This is a genomic window from Xanthomonas hortorum pv. pelargonii, assembly GCF_024499015.1.
Classification (GTDB): domain Bacteria; phylum Pseudomonadota; class Gammaproteobacteria; order Xanthomonadales; family Xanthomonadaceae; genus Xanthomonas; species Xanthomonas hortorum_B.
Genome location: NZ_CP098604.1, coordinates 558490 through 569956, shown reverse-complemented (window position 1 = coordinate 569956; position 11467 = coordinate 558490). Strand labels below are relative to the sequence as shown.

Annotated in this window: 10 protein-coding genes and 1 pseudogene; 6 read left to right on the top strand and 5 right to left on the bottom strand. The window is 64.3% G+C overall.

The window, feature by feature from the left end; all coding sequences use genetic code 11:
• Positions 1–322: 322 nt before the first annotated feature.
• The 3 genes from NDY25_RS02515 (at position 323) to NDY25_RS02505 (ending at position 3152) form a co-directional block, all read left to right on the top strand.
• Complete coding sequence (locus tag NDY25_RS02515) at positions 323–931, top strand: nucleotidyltransferase family protein (protein ID WP_168958889.1); 609 nt, start codon at positions 323–325, stop codon at positions 929–931.
• 522 nt (positions 932–1453) lie between these two features.
• Complete coding sequence (locus NDY25_RS02510) at positions 1454–1669, top strand: hypothetical protein (RefSeq protein ID WP_168958888.1); 216 nt, start codon at positions 1454–1456, stop codon at positions 1667–1669.
• A gap of 232 nt (positions 1670–1901) precedes the next feature.
• Positions 1902–3152, top strand: a complete 1251-nt coding sequence (locus NDY25_RS02505) for a DUF819 family protein (RefSeq protein ID WP_168958887.1) — start codon at positions 1902–1904, stop codon at positions 3150–3152.
• A gap of 45 nt (positions 3153–3197) precedes the next feature.
• Here the strand turns inward: NDY25_RS02505 and NDY25_RS02500 are convergent.
• A pseudogene (locus NDY25_RS02500) lies at positions 3198–4393 on the bottom strand (Tle-like phospholipase domain-containing protein).
• A 36-nt stretch (positions 4394–4429) separates the two neighbouring features.
• Positions 4430–5194, bottom strand: a complete 765-nt coding sequence (locus NDY25_RS02495) for an ankyrin repeat domain-containing protein (RefSeq protein WP_168958885.1) — start codon at positions 5192–5194, stop codon at positions 4430–4432.
• Between the two features lie 241 nt (positions 5195–5435).
• On the opposite strand from NDY25_RS02495, the gene NDY25_RS02490 reads away from it, so the two are divergent.
• The gene (locus tag NDY25_RS02490) at positions 5436–6140 is read left to right on the top strand and encodes an HAD family hydrolase (RefSeq protein WP_162498363.1); all 705 of its coding nucleotides are present in this window, start codon (positions 5436–5438) and stop codon (positions 6138–6140) included.
• A gap of 640 nt (positions 6141–6780) precedes the next feature.
• On the opposite strand, the gene NDY25_RS02485 is transcribed toward NDY25_RS02490, so the two are convergent.
• Together NDY25_RS02485 and NDY25_RS02480 are read right to left on the bottom strand one after the other, a co-directional pair.
• Positions 6781–7005 carry a YbdD/YjiX family protein gene (locus NDY25_RS02485; protein ID WP_005926176.1) on the bottom strand — a complete coding sequence of 75 codons (225 nt, stop codon included), beginning with the start codon at positions 7003–7005 and terminating at the stop codon, positions 6781–6783.
• On the bottom strand, positions 7005–9077 hold the full coding sequence (locus tag NDY25_RS02480) for a carbon starvation CstA family protein (protein WP_168958884.1): 2073 nt from the start codon (positions 9075–9077) through the stop codon (positions 7005–7007). Before NDY25_RS02480 ends, NDY25_RS02485 begins: the two co-directional genes overlap by 1 nt.
• A gap of 254 nt (positions 9078–9331) precedes the next feature.
• On the opposite strand from NDY25_RS02480, the gene NDY25_RS02475 reads away from it, so the two are divergent.
• A complete protein-coding gene (locus tag NDY25_RS02475; RefSeq protein ID WP_168958883.1) occupies positions 9332–10192 on the top strand; it encodes a pirin family protein in 861 nt (286 codons plus the stop codon).
• Positions 10193–10225: 33 nt separating this feature from the next.
• Positions 10226–10657, top strand: a complete 432-nt coding sequence (locus NDY25_RS02470) for an OsmC family protein (RefSeq protein ID WP_168958882.1) — start codon at positions 10226–10228, stop codon at positions 10655–10657.
• Between the two features lie 108 nt (positions 10658–10765).
• Here the strand turns inward: NDY25_RS02470 and NDY25_RS02465 are convergent, their stop codons facing one another.
• Positions 10766–11227: a hypothetical protein gene (locus NDY25_RS02465; protein WP_006453352.1), complete on the bottom strand. Its 462-nt coding sequence runs from the start codon at positions 11225–11227 to the stop codon at positions 10766–10768.
• Positions 11228–11467 lie beyond the last annotated feature (240 nt).

Below are 11467 nucleotides of genomic sequence, written 5' to 3'. Positions count from 1 at the left end.
CTTCAATATGTATTATTGGGCATTGGTTGATTTGGCGGCGTCGCTCCCGGCGCGCGTATTCCTTGCCAACAAGTGCCGCAGACACGCGCCACGTAGTCACCCGGCACGCACAGTCGGATCTCTACGCTGAGCGCATCTCCACTACGCGCGACGTCGCCATGACCGTATTTTCTGATCACGATGACGACGCATCTCGCGACGCTGACCAAGGTCCGTCGCGTGCAAGCAGGGCACCCATTTGCAATGGGCAGATAAGCCGTTCACGACGCGATTCACAGCCGATACCGCGAGGTTCTTCGCCACGCACTGCGGTATCGAGCGCATGAGCAGCGATCATGCTGCACTGCTACTCGCCGCAGGCGCCGGCCGTCGTCTGGGCCGGGCAAAACAATTGCTGATGCGCGATGGCGAGCCACTGTTGCGTCGCTTCGCGCGTCTCGCGCTGCAGACGTCGCCGCGCCGCTGCGTGGTGGTGCTGGGCGCAGAGGCCGACGCACTGACCGATGTCCTGCAAGGTCTGGAGGTGGAAGTGCTGCGGCACGGCAACTGGTCTGCAGGCATGGGCTCCAGCCTGGCCGCGCTACGGCACTACGTGCAGGACGACACAACGCTGCGGCGCAGCCTGATCCTGGGCTGCGACCAACCCGCGCTGGACGCACCGCATCTGCGTGCGCTACTCGAAGAGGCCGGTCATGCAGCCTCGGGGTGCGCCACCAGCGGCTACGCCGGGGTACGCGGCATCCCCGCAGTGGTGACGCATGCCGCGTGGGCAGATGTGCCGTTGCAGGCCGATAGCGGCCTGCGCGGTCTGTTCGCCAGCCTGGACGTGCAGACGCTGGGCTGCGTGAGCGCACCGGCACTCGCCCTGGACGTGGACACGCCCGCCGACCTGGCAGCCGCACAACAGCGTGGCTGGGTGGACGCGGACTGAGACGCCATGACGGGTCTCGGTCCGTGCGATGCGGCAGCCTGAGCGTCAGAGGCCTGACGTACTCAGGACCACAAGACGATCGCTTCCCGGATCACCAGGACATAACCCACCACCATCGCGGATTTGACCGGAAACTGGAACTTCCTGAGCAGATGCATGCAACTCCTCCCCCGAGGTACTTCCCAAGCGCGATTGACCTCCCCGCTGCCACCGTCCGCGCTACCTGACGGCCGCTCGCGACGTCTGTTCGCCGCTCGGGATCGACTGTAGCGCTGCGCATGACCGGTGTCATGTAAGAATTTTCCTACCGCACTGCCAGTGTCCACCCGACGGTATTCCCATAATCAAAAGAACATTCTGGCTATGCCGGACGCGGGGCCCTTGGCCACTCTCCCGCGGCCCCTTGAGTAAGGGCACGTCGGCATGCTGATGGGAGAACGCGTTCCCACGCGCAGCGCGCTGCGATAGCCCGCACGCGTTACGCACCATCGTTGATCGCTGCACGCACCGGCCGGAGGCCTGATGGACGAGTCCCGCTACGTTGTAAGCATCCATCCCGAGCAGGGCGGCTGGTGGGTCACCCGGCCGCAGTGGTCGCCGCTGCGTTATCTGCGCGAGCAGGGCGCGTTGGAAAACGCCGAGGTGATGGCCAGACTGCATTGCCTGACCACTGGCCAGCCCAGCGGCGTGGTGTTGAAGACCGCCGAGGGCGACCGCGTGGTGCGGCGGTATGGCTGAGAGCGTCTGACAAACATCTAGAACTACCTCTGTTCGCTCTACATCTGCGACATCGGCGATTGGCTTTCCCGCACAGCCCACGAATCATCTCTGCGGCAAGCTCCTCGTGACGATGCTGATGTCAACATCGATACCAGGGTGTGCGTAGAGGCCCGGGTCGGCTAGATTCATGCCATCGTCCGCTGTTGGTCGATCCGCGCATTGGCGGCCACTTTCTGGATGTCCGCCCGTAGTGAATGTCGCCGGTGCTGCGCTGATCCAAAACGATATCGTCGTCTTCGGCTTGATCGCCGCCACCTTGGGGGCGGTGTTCTGGACCTCCTCGCGCGAGCGCGGCCCGTGGCGGAGTTTCTATGCCGTGGTGCCGGCCTTGTTGCTGTGCTATCTGCTGCCGGGTATCTACAACACCGTCGGCCTGATCGACGGTGCCAACACCCGTCTGTACAACCCGATCGCCCGCGACGTGCTGCTGCCGGCGGCGCTGATCTTATTGACGCTGAGTATCGACCTGCGCGCAATCCTGGGGCTGGGCCCCAAGCTGGTGGCCATGTATCTGGGCGCCTCGCTGAGCATCATGCTGGGTGCGGTGGTCGCGTTCTGGGTGATGCGCTGGCTGCATCCGGCCACCGTGGCCGGCGACACCTGGGCCGGCATGGCGGCGCTGGCCGGGAGCTGGATCGGCGGCGGCGCCAACATGCTGGCCATGCGCGAAGTCTTCAATGTGGATGCCACCACCTTCGGCCAGTTTGCGGTGGTCGATGTCGGCGTCGGTTATGTGTGGATGGCGGTGCTGATCTTCCTGGCCGGGCGGGCGCGCAACATCGATGCGCGTAGCGGTGCCGATACCCGCGCGCTGGATGCCTTGCAGGAGCGCATGGCGCGCTTCCAGGCCGAACACGCGCGCATTCCCACGTTGGCCGATTTGATGGTGATCGTGGCGGTGGCGTTCGGCGGCGTCGGCCTGGCGCACGCGCTGGCCAATCCGCTGGCGGCATGGTGTAAGGCCAACCTGAGCTGGGCCAGCCAGTTCAGTCTGGACACCCCGTTTGTGTGGGTGGTGGTGCTGGCGACCAGCCTGGGGTTGCTGCTGAGCTTCACCCGCGCCCGCACGCTGGAAGGGGCTGGCGCCTCCAAAATCGGCACGCTGCTGCTGTACTTCCTGATCGCCTGCATCGGTATGCAGATGGATCTGCTGGCGCTGCTGGACCGGCCATGGCTGTTCCTGCTCGGGCTGATCTGGATCGCCGTGCACATTGCGCTGCTGTGGGGTCTGGGCCGGTTGCTGCGGGTGCCGTTCTTCTATTTCGCGATCGGCTCGCAATCCAACATCGGTGGCCCGGCGTCGGCGCCGATGGTCGCTGCGGCCTTCCACCCGGCACTGGCGCCGGTTGGTGTGTTGCTCGGCACGATGGGCTATGCCACCGGCACCTATCTGGCCTATCTGGTCGGCATCACCTTGCGCGCGATGGCGGGCGCGGGCTGAGCCGGGCACTGGCGCGCGCCAGTGCCCGGAGACGGGCAACGACGACTACTGGATCAGGCGGCGATGCTCTTCCTGCTGCGGGGAGGGCGGCTGCGATTGAAATTGCGCCTGCTGCTGGTTGTGTTGCCGCAGCTGGCCGACATTGCCTTGCGCCGGTTCGTTGGCCGCCGCCGCGGTCTGCACCTGGCTGCGTAGATGCGCCGGGTCGTCCATGCGGCCTTGCACAGCGAACAGGCTGTCGCCTTCGCGGCTGGGGACGAGGTGATCGATCCGCTGCAGGCCATCGCTGCTTGCGCGCGCGGCCACGCTGGCGGCCGTGTTGAGAAACGCGGTGTCGTCGCGCAGACCCAGGCGCTCGCGCTGGCTGTCCAGCTGCACCACTGCATCGTTGAACAGCTGGCTGCCGGTGTGCAGGGTCGTGCCCTGCGCCTGCCTCGGCGACTGCATGTCCTGCGCCTTGATCACCGACTCCATGCCATGCAGATCCAGCCGATGCTTGAGCATCATGCCCGGCACCAGACGCTGCCCGAACGACAACGGATCCGGCTCCGGCAACTCGATCTGGTGACCGGCTGCATTGGGCATCGTCCACTTCAACGGAATGCTGTCTTCCTGCAGATGGGTGAGAATCTCGTTCTTGACGTGATAGCCGCGGATCAATTCGCTGCTGGCGTACTCCTTGGCCGCCGATGCATCCAGACCTTGCCGCTCCAGCGTGCGGTCGTTGACGCCTGCGGCGTTGTAGGTCACGGCGGGGATGTCGTTGACCATCGCCGATGCCGCCGCCAGACCGCCGCCAAGCGAGTGCCCGGTGATCACCACCTGGTCGCCAAATGCCTGCCTGGCCTGGCTGCCCAGTTGAATTGCGGAGGCGTACTGCGCATCGTCGAAGCCCAGGCCCTGGCCGATGTTGTGCTTCCAGTCCTTGCCTTCGTCGGTGCCGCAAAAGCCGAGCACCACGTTGCCTTGATCGTTGCGGTAGAACGCGGCATCGAAACCGCTTTTAGCATCGTGGAGCAAGCCGGGGTCGATGCCGGCCTGTTGCAGCGCGCTGTCGTCCATGCGCGACCAGCCATTGGGCAAGGCGGCAAGGTTTCGGCGCCACCCGCGCGACGCTGCGCTGCAGTGGCGTACAGATCCTGCAGCACTGCCGGAAACTGTTGGTCTTCCGGGCGTGGCTGTTGTCCGCGGATCGATTCTGCGAACGGGGTGGAGGAATCAGTGGGATTTGACGGGCTCATGCGCGGCTCCTTGCGTTCGTCGTGCGAAAAGCCCGCTTAGCGGCTGCTTTCCACGGGAATGTTGTGCGCGCTCAACCACGCGCGTACGTCCGATCTGACCTGCTGGCCGCCGGCATTGAGCAAGCGATCCGGGGTAGTGAAGAAATACGCCTGGAAGGTTTTCTGCTGCGCGTTGCGCAGCGTGGGGTCCACACCGGCGTTGAGCAATTGCAGCACTGCAGCACTTGCCGCTCCGCTCTGCGCGGCCAGATGCAGCACGCTGTTGCCGGTGTGGTCGACACGCTGCACATCGGCGCCGGCCTCGATCAACAGGCCGATCTGCGCATCGCGCTTGCTCTGCACGGCGCGGAACAATGGCGTCCAGCCGGCACGCGCGCTAACTACATCGATCGGCGCCTTGTGCTGCAGCAGCACCTTCAGATACTCCGGGTCCTGCGCCATCGCGGCCATGTGCACGACCGTTTCCTGGTCCATGCCAGGCAATGAGGGATCTGCGCCGGCGTCGAGCAATGCGGCCAGTGCGCGTGGTTGTTCGTTCCAGATCGCCCACTCCAGCAAGGTGACGTTCTGATCGCCGTGTGCGGCGAGATCGACAGTGGGGGCGAGTGCACTAATTCGGGCAACGTCGCCATGCGCAATGGCCTTGGCGATATCGGTCAGACTGGGGTCGCGGAACGCGACGGTGTGATCCTGCAGCGTAGCTGACATGGTGGTTTGCTCCTTGGCACCGGGCGAGGCGGTGCATGAGACCGCGAGAAACGAGGTCGCAAGAACGAGCAGGGCAGGGAATCGCGGTTGCATCGAAATCTCCTTCTCCTGATCGCATTCCTGATGGCGCTGCGTGAAGTCCTTCCGCAGCGGGGCCGATCCTATCAGCTGCCCGAACGACGCGCGGTAAGATTGTGTGACATGCGTCGGCGCTGCAGGTTTCACTTATTCAGCCCGCTTGCCACCGTTCGTTGACATGTGGCGGATGCACCACGATCTGCGCCACGCACGCGTGCAACCGGGCACAGCCAACGGTCACAACGCGGCCGGCATAATGGCGCTTTGCGAGCAGATGGGTGCAATGGTCTACGACTTACTGATCAGCGATTGCGATGGTGTGCTTGTCGACAGCGAGATACTGGCCGACCAAGTGATGCGTGAGGCACTGGCAACATTTGTGCCGGCCGAGGCATTGGAGCATTTGCTGGGGACCACGTTCGGGCAGACCACGCATGAGGTATTGCTGCGGGTGCAGGAGCATTTCTCGGTGCAGTTGCCAGAGACGTTGCTGGCACAGATTCAGGCGCGCAGCGAAGCCTTGATCAAGGCGCAGGTGCAGCCGATTGCAGGCGCGCGCGCCGCGCTGGAACAGATCCCGTTGCCGCTGGCGGTAGCCTCCAACAGCCGCCGCCACAATGTGATCGCCTCGGTCGAACGCGTCGGTCTCACCGCACGCGCGGCAGGCAATATCTTCAGTGCCGATATGGTGGAGCGGCCCAAGCCGGCGCCGGATGTCTATCTGCTGGCCGCCCGCACACTGGGCGTGGCGCCGCAGCGCTGCCTGGTGATCGAAGACAGCCCCACCGGCGCAACCGCCGCATTGGCGGCGGGCATGCAGGTACTGGGCTTTACCGGTGCCAGCCATATTCCGCAAGGGCACGGCGACACCCTGCGACGGATCGGCGTGCTGGAGGTGTTCGACGATATGCGCGATTTACCCGCGTTGTTCGAGCGGCTCGCGCAAAAGCGCGCTGGCTGAGGAGGTCGAGTCGTCGCTTGGTTTAGCTGCAGTCAAATGCGTTAGATCAAGAGCCTGGTTAGTCGAGCGCGCGGTGCCCTCACCGCTTGCGGGACACGCCGCAAGTACGTCCATGTAGGCTCGGTGGCGGCATCCATGCCGCCACACGGTCCCGCAAGCGGTGAGGGCACCGCACCAGAGAGTTGGTCGGTAGCTAGGTGAAAAGCGGGCCATCTCGCTAGTTGCATTGGCTTACTTGTGCGGGTCGCAACAACAGGAGAGTTAGCGAATTAGAAGCGCCTCATGCATTGCTTGCACCCTGCAAACCGACCATCTCGACTGGTCCTTGCCCGCCCACCGTCGCGGGACCTTACGCGGCATGGATGCCGCGTAAGAGCCTACATGGACGTACTTGCGGCGTGTCCCGCGACGGTGGGTGGGCAAGGGCCCTACAGCCAAGCCACAGATCAGCCTGTCAGCTTGCGGCGTGTTCCGCGATGGTGAGCGGGCAAGGGCCTCGCAGCCAACCCGCAGATCAGCCGCTCTGCAACCAACGCATTGCCCTCAACGCATTGCCATCAACGCAACAGGGCGCGATTCGCATCGCGCCCTGTTGCGTTTCTACTTCTTGATCAACCGATCACCGATCACCGATCACCGATCAACAGCAACGAAACCCGCTCTTGCCGCCGTACCGCGCATCCTGGCGCTCGCGGAAGAAGGCCGGGTAGTCCATCACCGGTTTGTCGGGATGTTTTTCCAGCATGTGGCGCACGTAGTTGTCGTAATCGGGAATGCCGCAGCACAGGCGTGCGGTCTGGATCAGGCGTCGCCAGATGCGGCGATGGACCTGGTATTGGCTGGCAAGGACGAGTTGGGTGCCCATTACAGGTCCGCCATCTGGTGCGGCTGCAGCGCCACGTACGGGGTTTCGCGGTCGCTACGCTGCGGGTTGCGGCGCGCAATCACGATGGTCTTGACCGCGTAGATCAGGATCGAGCCCACCACGAACAGGAACAGCACCGTCAGCCCCGTGTTGACGTAGGCGTTGGTGACGATCTGCTGCATCTGCGCCACCGTCTTGGCCGGCGCGGTGATGGTGTTGCTGGCAATCGCGTCCTGATACTTGTGCGCCTGCGCCAGGAAACCCTGCGCCGGGTTGCTGTCGAAGATCTTGATCAGCCCCGCATACGTGGTGCAGATCAGCAACCACAGCGCCGGCACGATGGTGACCCAGGCGTAGCGGTCGCGCTTCATCTTGAACAGCACCACTGTGCCCAGCATCAGCGCGATACCCGCCAGCATCTGGTTGGAGATGCCGAACAACGGCCACAAGGTCTGGATGCCGCCGAACGGATCGATCACGCCGGTGTAGAGCAGATACCCCCACAGCGCCACGCAACCGGCGGTGGCGATGATGTTGGCGGTCCACGACTCGGTCTTCTTCAATGCCGGAATGAAGTTGCCCAGCAGGTCCTGCAGCATGAAGCGGCCCGCGCGCGTACCCGCATCCACCGCAGTGAGGATGAACAGCGCTTCGAACAGGATGGCGAAGTGGTACCAGAACGCCATGGTGTCTTCGCCCGGCAGCAGCTGGTGCAGGATCTGCGCGATACCCACGGCCAGTGTGGGCGCACCACCGGCGCGTGCCAGGATGCTGTGCTCGCCGATGTCCTTTGCGGTGGCTTCCAAAATCTCGGGGGTGATCGCAAAGCCCCACTCGGAGACTTTTGCGGCCACCGCCACGGTGTCGCTGCCGACCAGCGAAGCAGGGCTGTTCATCGCGAAGTAGATGCCCGGCTCGATGATCGATGCGGCCACCAGCGCCATCACCGCCACGAACGATTCCATCAACATGCCGCCGTAGCCGATGTAGCGCATATGGCCTTCGTTGGCGAGCAGCTTGGGCGTGGTGCCCGAGGCGATCAACGCGTGGAAGCCGGAGACTGCGCCACACGCAATCGTGATGAACAGGAACGGGAAGATGCCGCCCTTCCACACCGGACCGTCGCCGGTGGAGGCGAACTGGGTCAATGCCGGCATTTTCAGATCCGGCATCACGACCAGGATGCCGATCGCGAGCGCCAGGATCGTGCCGATCTTGAGGAAGGTGGACAGGTAATCGCGCGGGGCCAGCAGCAGCCAAACCGGCAATACCGAGGCGACGAAGCCATAGCCGATCAACATCCAGGTGATCTGCTTGGCGGTGAAGGTGAAGGCCGGGCCCCAGCTCGGGTCGGCGGCAACCTTGCCGCCCAGCCAGATCGCGCCCAGCAGCAGGATCAGCCCGACCACCGAAATCTCGCCGATCTTGCCGACCCGGATGTAGCGCATGTATACGCCCATCATCAGCGCGATCGGCATCGTGGCGATCACCGTGAACATGCCCCACGGGCTCTCGGCCAATGCCTTGACCACCACCATCGCCAGCACCGCCAGGATGATGATCATGATCAGGAATGCGCCGAACAAGGCGATGGTGCCGGGCACCTGGCCCATTTCCTCGCGCACCAGATCGCCCAGCGAGCGGCCGTTGCGGCGGCTGGACAGAAACAGCACCACGAAGTCCTGCACTGCGCCGGCAAACACCACGCCGACCACCAGCCACAGCAGCCCGGGCAAGTAGCCCATCTGTGCGGCAAGCACCGGGCCGACCAAGGGCCCGGCGCCGGCAATCGCGGCGAAGTGGTGGCCGAACAGCACATGCTTGTTGGTGGGCACGTAATCCAGGCCGTCGTTGTTGCTCACCGCTGGCGTGGCGCGGGTGATGTCCAGCTGCATCACCTTGTCGGCGATGAACAGGCTGTAGAACCGGTAGGCGATCAGATAGATCGAGACGGCGGCAACCACGATCCACAACGCGTTGATATGTTCGCCGCGCCTTAGCGCCACGGTACCCAGACAGAACGCGGCCAGCAGCGCCAGCGCGCCCCAGGCCAACTTCGAGAACCCTTTCATGCATGCCCCTCAGGAACGATTCACTTAAGGGTCACCCCCTGCCTGCCTGCGGTCAATGGCGCCGTTCCGAGCCGGGGTAAAACTTTAGTTGTAGAGCGTCTTGGCTGCACTCGGCGATCGCGATGTGGCAGCCAGGTGCAGCAGCCGGACGCGGCAGCCAGGCAATAGAACGATCGGTTGCGCCGGCTGCGGTTGGGACGCCTGTCGCGCGCATCCATCATGTGAGGCTATTCAATCCGCACAGGGAGAGTCCGATGAGCGCCACCTCCACCACCGCAGCGGTCCAAGTACTGCGCACGATTCGCGGCATGCCCACCTCCGACGGAGCCGGGGTCAAGCTGACCCGCGTGATCGGCACCCAGCAGCTGCCGGACCTGGACCCGTTTCTGATGCTGGACGAGTTCGGCACCGACAAGGCCGAAGACTATCTGGTCGGATTCCCCAGCCACCCGCATCGCGGCTTCGAGACGGTGACCTACATGCTCGACGGACGCATGCGGCACAAGGACAACCACGGCAACGAGGGCCTGCTCACCCCAGGCAGCGTGCAGTGGATGACCGCCGGGCGCGGGCTGATCCATTCGGAAATGCCCGAGCAGGAATCCGGGCGCATGCGCGGCTTTCAGCTGTGGGTAAATCTGCCGGCGCGCGACAAGATGACCGAGCCCAAGTATCAGGAATACGCACCGGAAAGCATTCCGGTCGCGCAGCCGGCGCTCGGTGTGACGGTCAAGGTGATCGCCGGCACCGTGGGCGAGGTGCGCGGGCCGATCGTGCAACCTGCCACCGACCCGCTGTATCTGGATATCGCACTGGCACCGAACGTCAGCTGGGATTACGTGCTGCCCAGCGGGCACAACGCGTTTGCATATGCCTTCGAAGGTGCGGTGACGGTGGGCGAGGGCGATGCTTCACGCGCGTTGCCGGCGCAGGAGCTGGCAGTGCTGGGCGGTGGCGAGCGTTTGACGCTGCACGCCGGTGCCGAGGGTGCGCAGCTGATCCTGGTCGCGGGCCGCCCGCTCAACGAGCCGGTGATGCGGCACGGCCCGTTCGTGATGAATACCAAGCAGGAATTGATGCAGGCCTTTGTCGATTTCCAGGAGGGTCGGTTTTGAACCGGCCCGCTCGAGCCGCCGTGGGAGAGCGTCATGAGTGACAGACCCGTCAGCGTCAGCACCGGCGCGGTGCCGTACACCGTGAGCATCCACGATGGTCAGCACACCTGGAGCGGCGACACCCAGCCGGCCAACGGCGGCGCCGACGCCGGGCCGGATCCCGAGTCGCAGGTGTTGGGCGCGTTGGGTGCCTGCACTGCGATCACGGTGTCGATGGTGGCGGCGCGCAAGCAGTGGCCGTTGACGGCGGTGCACGTGCATCTGCATTACACCCAGCGTGGCGCTACGGGCACGGTGATCACGCGTGAGATCGTGCTCGACGGTGCGCTGGATGAGGATCAGCGCACGCGCTTGATGGAAGTGGCCGACAAGTGCCCGATCCATCGGCTGCTGACCGGGCAGGTGCAAATCGACAGCGCATTGCAAACCGGCACAGTGGCAGACACTGGAACAACCCAAACCTGAGAATGCGCGACGCGGCCCAGCCGGCCGATCAGCGCCGGTTAGCTCGTCGCTGGTCATCGCTCATCGCTGCTTGCGCACCATGCCGCGTGGATTGCAGCCCGGATGGGTTTAGCGCTGCAACGCCAGGCTGGCCGGCTGCAAATCCATGTTCTGCACCAGCGACTGCATCAAGGCCAGCTCTTCGGTATTGGCGCCGTCGATCCACAGCTGCGCGTAGCGCTTCTTGCCCAGTTCGACCACGGTGACGCGGCGCGATTCCATGCCCGGCAGCTGACGGCCGCCCAGATCGAGCTTGTACCAGTAAAAGTCTTCCTGCTGGATCTGGCCTTTTTCGGCGCGTCGGTCGCGTGCCAGCGTCATTGCCGGGTCGCGGGTGGTGAGCATGACGCCCACGACCTGGCGACCGTCGGCCGTCACGGCTTTGCAGACCAGATAGTCGGCGCCTGCGAGTTCGTTCCATTGCAGGCCTGAGGCCGGCGGCAACGGCGGACAGACCGGCGAGGTTTGTGCGTAAGCGGTGGCGGCGGCCAACAGCAAGCTCAGGCCGACAAGGCAGGATGCAGACTTCATTCAAGTGTTCCCCGGCGATGGATGACTGCGCAGGGGCGATGCCTTCCAGCGTGTCGTCGTAACAGCCCGTGCGCTCCCCGCCCGGCTGTGCCTCGCACGCAACATGCCCCCGACCTAGGGCGACATCACTACCACAGTTTTGTCTGCAAGCTCAAGCGTGGTCGCAAACATGGCTGGAATTGGCTGTGCGCAGGGGCACTCGGGCTTCGGGATCGATTCGAGACTTGGGCATATCGCCGC